Annotated in this window: 16 protein-coding genes and 1 pseudogene; 7 read left to right on the top strand and 10 right to left on the bottom strand. The window is 72.5% G+C overall.

Annotation, left to right across the window (positions count from 1 at the left end; genetic code table 11):
• Positions 1-10: 10 nt before the first annotated feature.
• The 4 genes from B118_RS0102685 to B118_RS0102670 all read left to right on the top strand — a co-directional run bounded on the left by B118_RS0102685 (position 11) and on the right by B118_RS0102670 (position 3,185).
• Positions 11-943: a lysylphosphatidylglycerol synthase transmembrane domain-containing protein gene (locus B118_RS0102685; protein WP_028192336.1), complete on the top strand. Its 933-nt coding sequence runs from the start codon at positions 11-13 to the stop codon at positions 941-943.
• Between the two features lie 11 nt (positions 944-954).
• A complete protein-coding gene (locus B118_RS0102680; RefSeq protein WP_018827191.1) occupies positions 955-1,599 on the top strand; it encodes a GTP cyclohydrolase II in 645 nt (214 codons plus the stop codon).
• The gene (locus B118_RS0102675; RefSeq protein ID WP_018219453.1) at positions 1,592-2,281 is read left to right on the top strand and encodes a RibD family protein; all 690 of its coding nucleotides are present in this window, start codon (positions 1,592-1,594) and stop codon (positions 2,279-2,281) included. Before B118_RS0102680 ends, B118_RS0102675 begins: the two co-directional genes overlap by 8 nt.
• A gap of 151 nt (positions 2,282-2,432) precedes the next feature.
• Positions 2,433-3,185, top strand: a complete 753-nt coding sequence (locus tag B118_RS0102670; protein WP_018219454.1) for an SDR family NAD(P)-dependent oxidoreductase — start codon at positions 2,433-2,435, stop codon at positions 3,183-3,185.
• 339 nt (positions 3,186-3,524) lie between these two features.
• Here the strand turns inward: B118_RS0102670 and B118_RS0102665 are convergent, their stop codons facing one another.
• Genes B118_RS0102665 through B118_RS0102645 form a run of 5 tightly spaced genes read right to left on the bottom strand, consistent with a single transcriptional unit; the run spans position 3,525 to position 9,129 of the window.
• The gene (locus B118_RS0102665; protein WP_018219455.1) at positions 3,525-4,079 is read right to left on the bottom strand and encodes a GNAT family N-acetyltransferase; all 555 of its coding nucleotides are present in this window, start codon (positions 4,077-4,079) and stop codon (positions 3,525-3,527) included.
• Positions 4,072-6,180, bottom strand: a complete 2,109-nt coding sequence (locus tag B118_RS0102660) for a penicillin acylase family protein (protein WP_028192335.1) — start codon at positions 6,178-6,180, stop codon at positions 4,072-4,074. The genes B118_RS0102665 and B118_RS0102660 overlap by 8 nt, the downstream gene beginning before the upstream one ends.
• Positions 6,177-6,986, bottom strand: a complete 810-nt coding sequence (locus B118_RS0102655) for an ABC transporter ATP-binding protein (protein WP_027645663.1) — start codon at positions 6,984-6,986, stop codon at positions 6,177-6,179. The genes B118_RS0102660 and B118_RS0102655 overlap by 4 nt, the downstream gene beginning before the upstream one ends.
• Before the next feature lie 26 nt (positions 6,987-7,012).
• Complete coding sequence (locus tag B118_RS0102650) at positions 7,013-8,041, bottom strand: FecCD family ABC transporter permease (protein WP_028192334.1); 1,029 nt, start codon at positions 8,039-8,041, stop codon at positions 7,013-7,015.
• Positions 8,038-9,129, bottom strand: a complete 1,092-nt coding sequence (locus B118_RS0102645; protein ID WP_028184801.1) for a FecCD family ABC transporter permease — start codon at positions 9,127-9,129, stop codon at positions 8,038-8,040. Before B118_RS0102645 ends, B118_RS0102650 begins: the two co-directional genes overlap by 4 nt.
• A 76-nt stretch (positions 9,130-9,205) precedes the next feature.
• On the opposite strand from B118_RS0102645, the gene B118_RS0102640 reads away from it, so the two are divergent.
• From B118_RS0102640 to B118_RS0102630, 3 genes and pseudogenes are all read left to right on the top strand, one after another.
• Complete coding sequence (locus B118_RS0102640; protein WP_028192333.1) at positions 9,206-10,237, top strand: ABC transporter substrate-binding protein; 1,032 nt, start codon at positions 9,206-9,208, stop codon at positions 10,235-10,237.
• A gap of 109 nt (positions 10,238-10,346) precedes the next feature.
• Positions 10,347-11,043 (top strand): annotated as a pseudogene (locus tag B118_RS33390) (hypothetical protein); the annotation flags it as partial.
• Positions 11,044-11,051: 8 nt separating this feature from the next.
• Complete coding sequence (locus B118_RS0102630) at positions 11,052-11,606, top strand: GNAT family N-acetyltransferase (protein WP_018219462.1); 555 nt, start codon at positions 11,052-11,054, stop codon at positions 11,604-11,606.
• A gap of 51 nt (positions 11,607-11,657) precedes the next feature.
• Here the strand turns inward: B118_RS0102630 and B118_RS0102625 are convergent, their stop codons facing one another.
• From B118_RS0102625 to B118_RS0102605, 5 genes are all read right to left on the bottom strand, one after another.
• Positions 11,658-12,245, bottom strand: coding sequence for an ester cyclase (locus B118_RS0102625; protein WP_028192331.1), 588 nt, complete (start codon positions 12,243-12,245; stop codon positions 11,658-11,660).
• A gap of 109 nt (positions 12,246-12,354) precedes the next feature.
• On the bottom strand, positions 12,355-13,419 hold the full coding sequence (locus B118_RS0102620; RefSeq protein ID WP_028192330.1) for an ABC transporter ATP-binding protein: 1,065 nt from the start codon (positions 13,417-13,419) through the stop codon (positions 12,355-12,357).
• The gene (locus B118_RS0102615) at positions 13,416-14,264 is read right to left on the bottom strand and encodes an ABC transporter permease (protein WP_028192329.1); all 849 of its coding nucleotides are present in this window, start codon (positions 14,262-14,264) and stop codon (positions 13,416-13,418) included. Before B118_RS0102615 ends, B118_RS0102620 begins: the two co-directional genes overlap by 4 nt.
• The gene (modA, locus tag B118_RS0102610; RefSeq protein ID WP_027657884.1) at positions 14,261-15,028 is read right to left on the bottom strand and encodes a molybdate ABC transporter substrate-binding protein; all 768 of its coding nucleotides are present in this window, start codon (positions 15,026-15,028) and stop codon (positions 14,261-14,263) included. Before modA ends, B118_RS0102615 begins: the two co-directional genes overlap by 4 nt.
• Positions 15,025-15,450: a TOBE domain-containing protein gene (locus tag B118_RS0102605; RefSeq protein ID WP_018219467.1), complete on the bottom strand. Its 426-nt coding sequence runs from the start codon at positions 15,448-15,450 to the stop codon at positions 15,025-15,027. The genes modA and B118_RS0102605 overlap by 4 nt, the downstream gene beginning before the upstream one ends.
• Positions 15,451-15,603 lie beyond the last annotated feature (153 nt).

The following is a 15,603-nucleotide window of genomic DNA, read 5'->3' as shown; positions in this document are numbered from 1 at the left end:
GGTCGGCGCCCTGCTACCGGCAGCCAGCGGCCGGCGCTGGGCGTGGGCCCGTACGCTGGGCGGCCTCGGCCTGCTGGCCCTGCTGCTCTGGCTGGTGGGCACCGGCCCGTTCCTTGCCGGGCTGCGCCTGATCACCGTCCCGGCGTTGGCCACGGCGGTGGCGATCGGTGGGGTCACCACGGTCTGCGGTGCGTGGCGCTGGAGTCTGGTGGCCCGGGGACTCGGGGTCCGGCTGCCGCTGCGCACCGCCATCGCCCACTGCTACCGGGCGGTCTTTCTCAATGCGACGCTGCCCGGCGGGATCCTGGGCGACGTACACCGGGCGGTCCGCCACGGGCGGTCCGCGGGGGACCTCGGCCGGTGTGTCCGGGCCGTCCTCTGGGAGCGGACGGCCGGCCAGGTGGTCCTCGCGGTGATCGCGGTGGTGGTGCTGGCCGCGTTCCCGTCCCCGGTCCGGCCGTACCTGCCGGTGGTGACCGCTACTCTGGCCGGTGTCGGCCTCGGCGCAGCGCTCCTGGGGTGGGTGCGTCCCGCCGGTCAGTCCCGGTGGGCGCGGGTGGTCCGTGTCGCCGGCGCCGACATCCGCGCCGGCCTCCTGGCCCGCCGCACCTGGCTCGGGGTACTGCTCGCCTCGACCCTGGCCGTGGCGGGGCACCTGGCGACCTTTGTGCTCGCCGCCCGAACCGCCGGCTCCACGGCGCCGCTGTCGCTGTTGGTGCCATTGACCCTACTGGCCCTGCTCGCCACGAGCATCCCGGCGAACATAGCTGGTTTCGGGCCCCGCGAGGGCGCGGCCGCATGGGCATTCGGCGCTGCCGGCCTCTCCGCCGCTGAGGGCGTCGCTACCGCCATCGTTTACGGAGCTCTGGTGCTCGTCGCCAGTCTTCCCGGTGCCGCTGTCCTGGCGGCCCGTCGTGTCCGCGTGCCAGCTGGCACCCGCTGACGAGGAGTCCGATGCATCCCATTGCCACGATCCGTACCCAGGTCGTCGTCCCGCTACGATTCCCGGACGGGTACGCCACCACGGCCCGGGTCTACTCCTTTGCTGGTCTGGTTGACGGGCGTGAGCACCTGGCCTTTGGGCTCGGTGACCGGGCTGACCCGGCGGTTGTGCCGACCGAGCGTTCGGTGCCCCTGGTGCGGCCGCACAGTGAGTGCCTCACCGGGGATGTTTTCGGCAGCCAGCGCTGCGACTGCGGCCCGCAGCTGCGCGAGGCGGTCGAACGGATCGCCGACCGCGGTGGCTACCTGCTCTACCTGCGCCAGGAGGGCCGGGGCGTCGGCCTGTACGCGAAGTTGGCGGCGTACGCGTTGCAGGACACCGGGTTGGACACGTACGAGGCGAACATCGCCCTCGGCCACCGGGCGGACGAGCGGGACTACACCGTCGCCGCGCAGATGCTCACCGCCCTCGGCGTGGACCGGATCGCGCTGCTCAGCAACAACCCGGACAAGTACGCACAGCTGAACCGACACGGTGTCGCCGTCAGCGAACGGGTGACCACCGGGGTCTTCCTCTCCGCGACCAACGCCGACTATCTGGCGATCAAGGCGACTCGCGGCGAGCACGCCCTCGACCTACCCTTCGTTCATGACTGAGCGCCCGTACGTCCTGCTCAGCTGTGCCGCGTCATTGGACGGCTACATCGACGACGCGACCGGTCAGCGGCTGGTGCTCTCCAACGACGCCGATCTGGACCGGATCGACGAGGTGCGGGCCGGCTGCGACGCGATCCTTGTTGGTGCGGGCACCATCCGGCGGGACGATCCGCGGCTGCTGGTGCGGTCCGCGGCGCGGCGGGCCGCACGGGTTGCCCGTGGCCGGGCTGCCTCACCCGCCCGGGTGACCATCACCGGCTGCGGCGACCTTGACCCGCGGGCTCGGGTGTTCACCACCGGCGCGACCGTACGGTTGATCTACTGTGCCACCCCGGGGGTGGTGAAGGCCCGGGAGCGCCTGGGCGAGCTCGCCACCGTGGTCGACGCCGGGGAGCCGGTTGACCTGGTATCGGTGCTTGCCGACCTGGCCGCCCGGGGGATTCGCCGGTTGCTGGTGGAGGGGGGCGCGAGCATGCACACCCAGTTCCTCGCCACCGGACTCGCCGACGAGCTACATCTGGTGGTCGCCCCGTTCTTCGTCGGGGACGGCCGAGCACCCCGCTTTGTGCGAGACGGCTCATTCCCGTGGCACGCCGGCCGCCGGGCGCAGGTCGCCGAGGTGCGGCAGATCGGCGATGTCGCGTTGGTTCGTTACGCCCTCACCGACCGCTGTCCCGGCTGACGGCAGCATCTGGCGTGGATGCTCCCACGCCGCGATGACCCGCCGTAGCCTGCGGCGGGGCGCGGGCGGTGGCGGCGGGCGGCAGGGCGCGGACCCCCCATGGTCATGGAAGAATCTGGCGATGCATAGCCTGGCTCAATCACTCGACGGCATGAGCGCGCTGATCATCGGTGGCGGAGGCAAAGGAATCGGACGGGCGATCTCGCGGGCGTTCGCCTCGGCTGGCGCTGCCGTCGCCGTCGCTGACATTGACAATGTGCGCTCGCACGATGCCGTTGAGGAGTTGATCGGATCCGGCGCCCGTGCTCTTCCCCTCATCGGCGACGTACGGTCTCGATCAACTGTGGACACCTTTGTCGCTGCCACGATCGCCGAGTTTGGCCGGCTCGACACGCTCGTGACTGTTGTGGGCGGGCAGGTCGCCTTCGTGCCCGCGGTGCGGCTACACGAGATGAGCGACGACGACTGGGACCTCGCGTACGAAATGAACCTCGGCTATGCCGTCCGTGCGGTCCGCGCCGCGATCCGTGCCTTCCTGGCCCAGGGGCAGGGCGGTTCCATCGTAAGTGTCGGTTCGGTCGCTGGGGTAATGGCCGCACCCAGGCAGGCTGGCTATGGTGCCGCCAAGGCCGGCCTCGTAAGTCTCGCCAGGACTGTCGCTGCCGAGTACTCCGCCGATGGTATCCGCATGAATATCGTGTCCTGCGGTGCCATCGCAACGGCGGTAGCAAATTCTACGCAGCCTGCCGGCGAGGTGCCCGAGATCCCGATGCGCCGACTCGGCGCTCCTGACGACGCCGCCGCAGCTGCCGTCTACCTGGCCTCACCGCTTTCGTCCTATGTGACCGGGCAAAGCGTCGCCGTTGACGGGGGCGTGACAGTCCGAGGCCCGTTCGCCGACTGAGTCGCCCTTCGGCGCATCCGGGCTGCGTACCTCGACCACCACGGGCTGCCGCACCGCGTGCACCGATGCCCGTTTAGGCGGGCGAATACCAGCCACAGCGAATCGGTGACCCCGCCGGTCGGACGGGCCGGGTGGCCGCTGTTGCCGATTCGGGAAGCCGCCGGCAATGGTCTCGTCCGTGGGGCAGCTCGCCAGCGGTTGGAAGAGGTATCCTCCTGGCGCCCGGCCCGGCGGTCCAGAAACGCTCGGTTGCCTAGCCGTCCGATGCCAAGCCTTCGGGCGCCCGAGCCTACCGGTGTACGGACCTTCCGGTGTACGGACCTTTCCACTACCGGCCAGTCAGCGGCCCACGGCGGTACGGTCCAGGAACATCAGTCGGGCCTGCTTGCCCGGCAGGTCGACCAGCGGCCCATCGACGAAGCCGGTACGGCGCAGCCGGGCCTGTGCCCGCTCGTTGCGGGCATCTGGCTCAGCGATGATCCGCTGGTGGGTGGGGTCGGCGAAGACGAAGTCGACCAGGAGCCCGAAGAGGTGGCCGGTGAAGCCCGGCTCGGGGCGGGCCGGCGGGCCGATCAGAAAGTGGATGCCGTGGTCGCCGGGCTGGACCGGGTACACCTTACCCACCGGATCGGTGTCCGGCTGGTACGTCTCGAACAGCGCCGCCGGAACCCCGTCGCGTAGCGCCAGCCAGGCCTGGTGAGTGGGGAGTGAGTCCAGGTGGCGGTAGATCTCCGCCACCCGGTCGCGACCGGCGTCACGCATCCCCCAGAACCGGGCCCGCTCCTGGCTGACCCAGCCGTGGATGAGATCCAGGTCGCCCTCCGGATCCACCGGCCGCAGCTGTACCTCGCCGAAGCCCTTGACCACTCGCCCGAAAACCACCCGGTCACCCATCTCGCTCCTCAGTCAGCTTGTCCCAGTCGGTAACCACCGGCAGTAGCTCCCCGCGTTGCCAGGCGGCCAGTTGGTCGTCGTCGTGCGCCGAGCCGGGCACCCCATCCGTGCCGAGGGGCACCACCCAGCGGCTGTTCTCGCGGCGCGCGAGGTCCCAGGCGTACCGGGCGGCCGGCCCGCGCCGGCACAGGTCGGTCAGACCGGGCACGCTGGAGGTGGAGAGTACACAGTCGTGCTCTCCGCCGAGTTCCGGTCCGGCACCCACCTCCGGGGAACCCGGCACCGGATTGTCCGCGACCACGTTCTCCGCCACCACGGTGACCGGCACCGCCCGCCAGGGCGCGAGCCGGTGGCGGGCGCCCCACCGGGCTGCCTCGCGGCCGACGGCGGGGTCGAGGTCGCTGCCCGCGACCTCCAGCAGCGCGGCCCGGACCAGGGCCGGCGCGTCCAGGCCGGGGAGCGCGTCGGGAGCGAGCAACGTGCCCAGTGCCGTCCCCACCCGAGGGGCCAGCGCCAACCAGGGCGCGAAGACCTCCGGGTATGCCGGTGGGTCGGCGAGCGCCGCCAGCGCCGGATGCGCGGTGATCTGTCGGACCAGGGCGGCCCGGACGGCGGCGAAGGCGCCCGCGTCGGCGCTGTCGGCGGCCATCCGTCGGTCCCAGCGCAGCAGCCGGTCTCGCAGCGCGGCGGCCGGCGTCGGCAGCTCCGCCAGGCCCGCCAGGAGGGTGAGCAGCGGCCCGGCGGCGGCCGTGTACGTGTCGGTGTGCACGTCGGCCATTCGCTCCGCCGTCCAACCGGTGGTCGCGTCGAGCAACTCGCGGATGCGCCGGGCCCGGTGCGGGGGTGCGAACTCGACCCCCAGCGGAGCGGAGACAGCGCGCTCATTGGCCATCACGGCGACCTCGGTGACGGTGGCCCGCGGCATCGAGCACCAACCAGACCAGGCGTACCGGGGCTCCCACGCCGGTACAACCCGTACGCCGTTGGCCGCCGGGCGGGCCGGCACCGCACCGGCGACCCGGTGCAGCAGCCCACCGGCGGTGTCGGCGGCGAGCACCACATTGACGGGCTCCACCCAGTGCTCCACGGCGGCGTCAACGTCGGCGACGGTGCGTGCCCGCAGGAGCGCCGGCAACGCGGCGAAGCCCAGCTCGCCGGTGACCCGGGGCGGGTAGCGGAGGCTGATCGCCTCGGCCGACTCCGGGCCGCCGACGACCACCGGCCCCCGGTCGGTCTCCACCACCTCCACCTCGACCGGCTCGCCGCCGGCCACCGTGATCGTCTCTGCGTGGGTGCGCGTCGGCTGCCAGCCGTCCGGCCCGTAGGCCTCCACACCGCTGCCCCGTCGACGTAGCCGCTCGGCGTACAGGTCCTGGTAGTCGGCCATCGCGTTGGTGATCGCCCAGGCGACCTCGCCGGTGTGCCCGAAGTGGGCGATGCCGGGAACCCCCGGCACCGCCAGGCCGACCACGTCGTACGCCGGGCAGGCGAGGCGGATCTGCTGGTAGATGCCCGGGTTCTCGATGTGCCGGTGTGGGTCGCCGGCGAGCAGGGCGGCACCGGTGGCGGTACGGTCGCCGGTCAGTAGCCAGCCGTTACTGCCGGAGCTGACCGGCGCGTCCGCCTGGAAGAGCGCGACGGCGTCCGGGCCGAGTCGCCGGGCGACGTGCTCGCGCCAGAGCTTGCTGGGGAAGCCGGCGAAGAGGACGTGGTGGGCCAGCCAGATCGCCAGCGGGGTCCACGGCTCCCACCGACCGGCGTCGAGCCCAGCGGTGGCGAAGCGCGGGTCGCGGGCCGCCCCCGCGGCCAGGCCGGCATTGACTCCGGCCACGTACCGGCCCACCCAGGAGGCGGTCGCCGGGTCGAGGCGGGCGTGGCAGCGCCGGGCGGTGTCGGCGAGGCGGGCCTGGCGGGCGAGCCGGTCCCACGGCACCGCCTCGGGGCCGAGGAACGTGGCGCTCGCCCCCAGCGACCGGTGCCGCTCCACCTCGATCTGCCAGGCCCGGTCGTACGCGGTGACCCGGCCCTGGGCGTAGGCCAGTTCGTCGGGATCGTCGGCCCGCAGGTGCGGGACACCCCACCGGTCTCGGAAGAGTCTCACGCCATGACTCCGATCGGGGCCCGGCGCCGGGCCGCCGGCACCACCAGCGGGGTGCCGGTCTCCGGATCGTCGATGACCCGGCAGGGGAGGCCGAAGACCTCCTCGACGAGCGCGGCGGTGACCACCGTCTGGGGCGGGCCCGTCGCCACCACCTGCCCGTCGCGCATCGCGATCAGGTGGGTGGCGTAGCGGGCGGCCTGGTTCAGGTCGTGGAGTACGGCGACCAGCGTACGACCCTCCTCCTCGTGTAGCCGGGCGCAGAGGTCCAGGATTTCGATCTGGTGGGCGATATCCAGATACGTGGTGGGTTCGTCGAGCAGCAGCAGGGGGGTCTGCTGGGCGAGGGCCATGGCGAGCCAGACCCGTTGTCGTTGCCCGCCGGAGAGTTCGGCTACCGGACGGTCGGCGAGGTCGGCGACGCCGGTGGCCGCCATCGACTCGGCGACCACGGCTTCGTCCTCGCGGGACCACTGCCGCAGCAGCCCCTGGTGTGGGTATCGCCCTCGGGAGACGAGCTCGGCCACCGCGATGCCGTCCGGGGCGATCGACGACTGGGGCAGCAGGCCGAGGGTCTTGGCGATGTCCCGGGCGGGACGTCGGTGGATGTCCGCCCCGTCCAGCAGGACCGCACCGACGTTCGGTCGCAGCAGCCGGGACAGGGCACGCAGCAGGGTGGACTTGCCGCATGCGTTCGGGCCGATGACGACGGTGAACGACTGGTCCGGAACGTCAACGGTCAACTCGCGGGAGATGGTCCGTCGTTCGTACGCCAGGGTCATCGCGTCACCGCGCAACCGGGACCGCATCTTCGGTGCTCCGTTCTCCGTCGTGGTCACAGCCGGCCCGCCCGGCGCTCGGCCGCCAGTAGCCAGATCAGGTATCCGCCGCCGATCAAGCCGGTCACCACGCCCACCGGAAGTTGGTGGCCGGGTACGGCGCGCTGAGCGAGTTGGTCGGCAACGACCAGTAGTAGTGCCCCGAGCAGCGCCGAGGGCAGCAGATTGGGCCCGGGTGCGCGGGTGAGTCGTCGGGCCAGGTGCGGCGCGGTGAGCGCCACGAAGTTGACCGGGCCGGCCGCCGCCGAGGCGAGGGAGACCAGCAGCACGGCCGCGCCGAGCAGGGCCAGCCGCAGCCGCTCGACCGGCACGCCGAGGGCGTTGGCAGAGTCATCGCCCATCTCCATCAGCCGCAGGGCGGGCCCGGCGCCGGCCAGCACCGCCGGCCCGAGCAGGGCGAGGGCGATCAGGACCGGCAGGGCGTGGATCCAGCCCCGGCCGTCGAGGCTGCCGGTGAGCCAGAGTACGGCCCGGGCGGCGTCCATCAGTGGGGCGCGGGTGAGCAGCCACCCGTTGACCCCGGTAAGGATCGCGGCGATCCCGATGCCGGTCAGCACGAGTCGGTAGCCGTGCACCCCGCGGCGCCAGGCGATCAGGTAGATCAGGAGGCCGGTGGCGAATCCGCTGATGGCGGCGGCTCCGGAGAGCATCGTGCTGGTGCCGCCGACGACGATCACCACCAGCGCGCCGGTCGCCGCGCCCTGGGTGAAGCCGAGCAGGTCGGGACTGCCGAGGGGGTTGCGGACCAGGGTCTGGAAGACGGCGCCGGCCAGAGCCAGCGCGGCGCCGACCGCGATGGCGGTGGCGAGGCGGGGGAGTCGTAGCTCGTGGACGATGAACTCCTGGGCCGGGGTACCGCCGCCGGCCAGGGTGCGGAGCACATCGGCGGCGCTCATCGGGTAGTCGCCGCTCCCCAGTGCCAGCACCCCCACGGCGAGGGTGAGTAGCGCGCAGGTCAGGCCGACGGTGAGGGCGCGCGGGTGTAGGCGCAGCGAGACACCGCCGGGAGTACGCAAGACGATCATGGCTGCCCCACCCGCCCCCGTAGTACCAGCCAGAGGAAGAGCGGCCCACCCAGCACGGCGGTGACCATGCCGACCTGGAGTTCGCCGGGGCGGCTGAGGATCCGGCCGAGCACGTCGGCACCGAGCAGGAGCACGGGTGCGAGCACGGCACAGTAGGGCAGCAGCCACCGCAGGTCCGGCCCGGTCAGCGCGCGTACGAGGTGCGGGACCAGCAGCCCGACGAAGACGATCGGTCCACAGGCGGCGGTGGCGGCGCCGCAGAGCAGGGTGACCGCCGCGATGACCGCCGCCCGGATCAGCGCCGGCCGCGTGCCGAGTGCCCGTGCGGTGTCGTCGCCGAGGGCGAGGGCGTTCAGTGGGCGGGCCACGGCGAGGGCGAGCAGCAGCCCCACCGCGATGAATGGCGCCACCGTGCCGACGAGGGCCAGCTCGGCGCTGGCCAGCGAGCCCACGGTCCAGAACCGCAACCGTTCCAGTGAGGCGGTGTCGAGCAGCATGATCGCGCTCACATAGGAGTAGAGGGTGGCGTTGAGCGCGGCCCCGGCGAGGGCCAGCCGCGCGGGGGTGGCGCCGCGCCCGCCGCCCACGATGTAGCCGGCGGCGGTGACGGCGGCGGCGCCGATCAACGCGAACCAGACCTGTCCGTTCAGTCCCGCGACACCGGTGAGGGCCGTGCCGGTGGCTACCGCCGCGGAGGCTCCGGCGTTGATGCCGAGTAGTCCGGGGTCGGCGAGCGGGTTGCGGGTGAGCGCCTGCATGACCGCCCCGGCCACCCCGAGGGCAGCCCCGGCGAGCAGGCCGAGCAGCGTGCGGGGCAGTCGCATCTGGTGGACCACGGTGTATTCGTCCGCGTCGGGGTCGAGCAGGGCGGGCCAGACGTCGGCGAGGGGGAGGGCCTTTGCCCCGATGGCGATGCTGAGCACCGCGACGACGGCGAGTAGGAGCACGGCGGCGGCGAGGCCGCTGGCGCGGGGGGCGGTGCGACCGCGTCGGATGGGGTGCGCCGAAGCCGTTTGCGCAGCGGACGGCGGCGAGTGAGTGACGGACAGGGTGAACTCCGAGGTGGTGCGAATCGCCGGGGGCGAGATCTGGCAGCATCTTAGGTTAGGTTAGCCTAACCCCGCTTGTCCATGGTTGCCCGCGACCCCGACCGAAAGATCAAACATGTCGCATCCCGCGTCCGCCCGTCGACTTTCCCGTCGCGGTCTGCTCGCCGCCGCTGGCGGTGTCAGCCTGGCCGCCCTCCTCGCCGGCTGCGGCAGTGAGGACACCGACGCCCCTGTCGCCGACACTGACTCCGGCCCCTGGTCCTTCACCGACGACCGGGGCGAGAAGCTCTCCGCCGACGCGCCTCCGACCCGCGTCGTCGCCTTCACCGGAGTGGCCGCGGCGCTGGTCGACTTCGGCGTCAACGAGCAGGTTGTCGGTGTGTTCGGCGAGACCACCCGTGCCGACGGCAGCAAGGACCCGCAGGCCGGGGAGCTGAACGTGGAGAGCGTGGAGATCCTCGGCAACACGTGGGGCGAGTTCAACCTGGAGAAGTACGCCGGCCTGCGGCCCGAACTGCTGGTCACCCACATGTACGACCCCGATGCACTCTGGTACGTGCCGGACGAGAGCAAGGACAAGATCGTTTCCCTCGCCCAGGTCGCGGCGATCACCACTGCACGGGTGCCTATGACCCAGCCCATCGAACGATACGCGCAGCTCGCCGAGTCCCTCGGCGCGGACCTGTCCGCGTCGGCGGTCACCAAGGCGAAGGCCCGCTTTGACGCCGCGGCGGAGTCGGTCCGCGAAGCCGTCAAGGCCAACCCGGGTGTCAAGGTGATGGCCTGCTCCGGCAGCCCCGACCTGTTCTACGTCTCCAACCCGCGGGTCAGCACCGACCTGATGTACTTCGCCGAGCTCGGCGTTGACCTCGTGGTGCCCACCAAGCTGGAGGCGGGCGACTACTTCGAAGCGCTCAGCTGGGAGAACGCCGGCAAGTTCCCGGCCGACCTGCTTCTGCTCGACAACCGCAGCACCGCGCTGCAGGCCGACGACCTCGCCACCAAGCCGACCTGGGCGCAGCTGCCGGCCGTGGCGGCCAACCAGGTCACCGCCTGGGACGCCGTACCCCGCTTCTCGTACGCCGGCGCCGCCCCGCTGCTGGAGAGCCTGGCCACCGCGATCAAGGGTGCGAAGAAGGTCAGCTGACCGTCGCGTCCCGGCCGGCGCCGCAGCCGGCCGGGACCCGCCCGAAACTACTCACCGCAACCGCCGTCAGCGCACGGCGGACGATGGTGGCTGCCCAAATCCGGGCGCCATGAACCCGTCCGCGGGCCCCGTTGACGCCGTACCACTCGACCCGAGGCCCACCTCGGCCCGACCCGACCCCGGAGGCGTCCCCGGACGCTGCCGCCCAGGCGTACCTGCTCGGCAATGGCTCGGTCGACCACTATCGACAGGCGCTCGCCGACGGGGGTGGAGCAGGTGGCCCATCGGGTCGCCACGGTCGACCGACCCTTCACCCGGGGGCACCCCGGACGAGCTGTGGCTGCGCGACGCGGTCTGGTTCCACCACCCCCACTCCCTGGCCCACCTCAACTGCCCGGTGGCGATCCCGCGCTGCTCGGCGAGGCGATGCTCACCGCGGTCAATTCATCGCTGGACACCTGGGACCAGAGCGCTGGCGCACCGGACGCGATCGGCGCGCTCTTCGACGAGGTCTGCCGTCGCGCCGTTGACGCCTGGGCCCGCGCCGAGGCCGACCCCCGCCTCGAGGTGGTCGCCCGCTCACCGCTGAGCACCGTCGCCTCCGCTGGTGCCCCGCCGGCACCGACACCGAGCTGGCCGACGAGGCCAACCGGCACGCCCGGGCCCCACTCGCCGCCTCCGGTGCCGCCGTGGTGGCCGGCACCATGGTGGACGGCCGGGCGCACCTCAGGTTCACCCTGCTGGCAGACGGTCGCCGAATGGCACGGTGCACGATGGGCGAGGATGAGGCCGTCACCAACCGGGGAGGTAGAGGTTGTTCGCGTCGCCGCTGATCGAAGACGTCGTCCTGCGCCCGCTGGACCCCTGGCGAGCCGAGGAGTTCCTCGCCCACCTGGAGCGGGCCCGTGAGCATATTCGGCCCTGGGTGGGGCCGTCCTTCATGGCCACCGATCTGGAGTCGGCCCGGGCGGTCCTGCAACGGTATGCCGACAGGTGGGCGCAGGACAGTGGCGGCATCTGGGGGATCTGGGACGGCTGGCGGCTTGTCGGCGGGGTGATGTTCGTGTCGTTCGACGCCGCGCTCGGGCAGTGCGAGGTGGGCTGCTGGCTGGAGCCCGACGCGGAGGGACGCGGGCTGGTCAGCCGTGCCGTGACCAGACTGATCGACTGGGCGGTCCTTGAGCGTGGTGTCGCCCGGGTGGAGTGGCACACCAACGCCCGCAACGAGCGTAGCCTCGCCGTGGCCCGACGACTGGGCTTCTCCCTCGACGGCCGGCGCAGCTCAGGGCGGCCGGCCTCGGCCGGCGGCCGGGAGAACGACATGCAGGTCTGGTCGGTGCTGGCCGACGATTGGCGGCCGCGCCGGTAGCACGACGTCTGGGACCGGGCGTCCGCTGAAGGGGACGTCCAGCGCCGGCCCTCACCCGCCGCGCTGACCTTCGTTCGCGTGCTGCACAGGGGACGTGCTTCCGGCGGCCAGCAGACGAGGGTCTGCCGCACCGCCCGCCATGGACAGCATTCCGCGGACGACCCGCAGCAACCTGAGTAGGTCTCGCGGCTTCTTCCTGTCCAGTCCGCCGACAACTTGTTTGAGGATGGACATCTGATCGAAGTAGACGCGTTCGGTGACCAGGTTCTCGTTCTCATCGAAGATGAAGTACGCGGTCATGCGGGTACGGTGCCGACCGCCGGTCGGCGGGATCTTCCCGAGCGGACCGAGATGTGTGCCGATCAACCAGAACTCTACGATTACGGCGTCGTGGCTGTGTCGGATCGCGATGATCTCGTGGTGCTGGTCCGGAAAGGCGATCCGGGTGTCGTGGTAGTAGTCCCGTACCGCGCGGTCGCCGTCGTGCACGGTCATCGAGGCGATCAACTCGTAGTGCGGGTGGGGGAAGGTGGACAGCGCGCGATCCCACTCCTGGCGGGCCTCGTCGTCGAAATGGTCGAGGACGAGCCTCTCCCGAGCGCGCAGCACGTCCTCCGGTGGAAGGGTGCGGGGTGACATCAGGCTCCTCGGAGTTTGGCGGGTAGGGGGACAGTCGAACCGTTTTCGGACACAGTTGACCTTATCGACTTGGCTGTGCCGGTGCCGCGACGGGTCGGGCCGGGACCGCTCACCCCGTCGGGTACGCGCGCGTCTCCGCCACCCCGACCGCTGCCCACACTGGTTGGCCGGGAACCAGGCGCAGGGTCGCCGCGGTCGCGGGCGGCACGTCGGCCGCCACCCGGATCGGCCCGTCCAACTGCACCCGCAGGTTGTCACCGTGCCGCTGCACCCCGGCGACCGTGGCCGGCCAGGTGTTGGGCGGGCTACCGACCGGCCGACCCGGGTGCAGCCCCACCGCCGAGGGCCGGAACGCGACGAAGGCGTCACCATCGAGGCGATCGCTGACGGTGAGCAGGAGCCCGTCGGCCACCCGGACCCGGTTGTTCTCGGCTCGACCCCGGTGCAGGTTGAGCCCGACCAACTGGGCGACGTAGTCCGTGCGGGGGCGGGCGGTGACCGTGGCCGCGTCGCCCTCCTGGACGACCCGACCGTCCTCCACGATCACCAGCCGGTCGGCCAGCACCAGCGCGTCGAGTGGGTCATGCGTGACCAGCACGGTGGCGCCGGGGTGGGCGGCCAGGTGCCGGTGCAGCTCGGCGCGGGTGTCCAGGCGGGTACGGGCGTCCAGGGCGGCCAGCGGCTCGTCGAGCAGCAGCATGGCCGGCCGTACCGCGAGCGCCCGAGCCAGCGCCACCCGCTGCGCCTGTCCGCCGGAGAGCTGCCCGGGTCGCCGGCGGGCGTGCTCGACCAGCCCCACCCGGGCCAGCCAGTGCCCGGCGATGCGCCGGGCCGCCCACCGGTTGGCGCCGTGCCGGCGCGGGCCGAAGGCCACATTGTCGAGCGCGTTCAGGTGTGGGAAGAGCAGGTAGTCCTGGAAGACCACGCCGACCGAACGGTGCTCGGCGGGGACGAACCTGCGCCGGTCCGGCCGGTCCAGGTCGCTGCCGGCCACCGTGAGGTGGCCGGCGGTCAGGGGCTGCAGGCCGGCGAGCGCCCGGAGGGCGGTCGTCTTGCCGGCACCGTTCGGACCCAGCAGCGCCACCACCTCACCGGCGGCGACTCGCAGCGGTACGTCCAGCTGGAAGCCGCCCCGCTCCACCGCGAGGCGTGCGTCCAGTAGGTATCCGGTCACGGTGTGCTGATCCACCGGTCGCGCAACCCCGCCAGGATCACGACCGAGACGACGAGCAGGATCAGGCTGAGTACGATCGCGGCCTCGACATCGGTCTCCAGCGCCAGGTAGACCGCGAGCGGCATGGTTTGGGTCCGGCCCGGGAAGTTGCCGGCGAAGGTGATCGTGGCACCGAACTCGCCCAGCGCGCGGGCCCAGCACAGCACCGCGCCGGCGGCCAGGCCCGGGCCGACCAGCGGCACGGTGACGTGCGTGAACGTGGTCCACCGGCCGGCGCCGAGGGTGGCCGCGGCCTCCTCGTATCGGCGGTCGGCGCCCCGTAGCGCCCCCTCCACGGCGATGACCAGGAACGGCATCGCCACGAACGCCTCGGCGAACACCACGCCGGTGGTGGTGAACGGCAGCGTGATGCCGAAGGTCTGGTCGAGCCAGCCCCCGATCAGCCCACGCCGACCGAAGACCAGCAGCAGGGCCACCCCGCCCACCACCGGCGGGAGCACCAGGGGCACGGTGACCAGGGCGCGCACCAGCCGCCGGCCGGGGAACTCCACCCGGGCGAGCAGCCACGCCAGCGGTACCCCGAGCAGCAGGCAGAGCAGGGTCGCCAGGGTGGCGGTGAGCAGCGACAGCCGCAGCGCGGCGAGCACCCCAGGCTCGGCGAGTCGCTGCGGCAGGGTGCTCCACGGGGTGCGGGCCAGCAGACCGATCAGCGGCAGGGTCAGGAAGGCCAGACCGAACAGCGCCGGCAGTAGCAACGCGACCGGGACGCCACCGACTCGCCGCCGCGCGCCATGCGGCCGGCGGGAGCCCGCCGGCCGGCGCTCCGGACGCTCGGTGAGCGTCATGGCGCCTGGAACCCGGCCTCGGTGAGCACCGCCCGCGACCGGGCGGAGCGGACGTGGGCCACGAAGGCGTGGGCCGCGGTGGGGTTCGGCGCGTCGGCCAACACGGCGATCGGGTAGTCGTTGACGGCCTGGGCGGACTCGGGGAACTCCACCGCCGCCACCTCCGGTGCGGCGGCGTGCGTGTCGGTGCGGTAGACGAGGGCGGCGTCCACCTCGCCCAGCCGTACCTTCGCCAGGGCACCCCGCACATCCGCCTCCAGGGTGACCGGGGTCAGCGCGACGCCGGCGGCGTCGAGCGCCCGGCGGGCCGCTGACCCACACGGCACCTGCTCGGCGCAGAGCGCCACCTTCAGCCCAGGCCGGGTCAGGTCACCCAGGCTCCGGATGCCCTCGGGGTTGCCGTCGGCGACCGCGATGACGAGCTGGTTGCGGACGAAGACGGCCGGCGTGCCGTCCGCGTCGTCGGCGGTGGCGACGGCGGCGAGGTGCTGCGGGGCGGCGGAGGCGAAGACATCCGCCGGGGCCCCTTCGGTGAGCTGGGTGGCGAGGGCGGAGCTGCCGGCGAAGTTGAACACGACGGTGCTGCCCGGATGGGCTGCCTCGAAGTCGCGCCCGATCCGGTCGAACGTCGCGGTGAGCGACGCGGCGGCGAAGACGGTCACCGTGCCGGTCACGCCACCGTCGGCGGCTTCACCACCCGGGGTGCCGCAGCCGGCCAGGATCAGCGTGGCGGCGGCGGCCAGGACCGAGGTACGCGGCCTCACGGCACCTGCCTTCCCCGGGTGCCGGCCGGCGGGGTGGTCCGCTCGACCAGCACGTTCGTCGACTTGATCACGGCGACGGCCAGCGAGCCGACCCGCAGGTCCAATTCGTCGACGGCCTCCCGGCTCATCAGGGAGACGATGCGGAACGGGCCGGCCTGGATGTCGACCTGGGCCATCACGGTGTCCCGGACGACGCCGACGACGATGCCGCGTAGGCGGTTGCGGGCCGACGAGGCGTCGGACCGCTCGTCGCGCTCGGCCGCCTGCGCTCGGGCGAACGCCGCCAGATCCACCCCGTCCACGGCGCGGTGTCCGTGCTCGTCGCGTTCTGCCCGAATGCGCCCGGCGTCGATCCAGCGGCGGACGGTGTCGGCGCTCACCCCCAGCAGCTCGGCCGCCTCCCCGATCCGGAACCTCGTCACCCGATCACCTTAGCGTCTGCATCCGAGAGGTGTTAGCCCGCTAGTATCCAGCGGTTGCAAGGCTCCGGAGTCGGATTTCCTTGCAACCGCGAGGTCTGTCTGGTCCGGCGCCCGGCGTGCCTACCTGGTCCGCCGGTCGGTCTACCCGTCAGC

It is taken from the genome of Salinispora pacifica CNR114 (genome assembly GCF_000514775.1).
In the GTDB taxonomy this organism is placed as follows: domain Bacteria; phylum Actinomycetota; class Actinomycetes; order Mycobacteriales; family Micromonosporaceae; genus Micromonospora; species Micromonospora pacifica.
The sequence above is the reverse complement of the archived record's forward strand: the minus strand, read 5'-3'. Positions and strand labels throughout refer to the sequence as shown.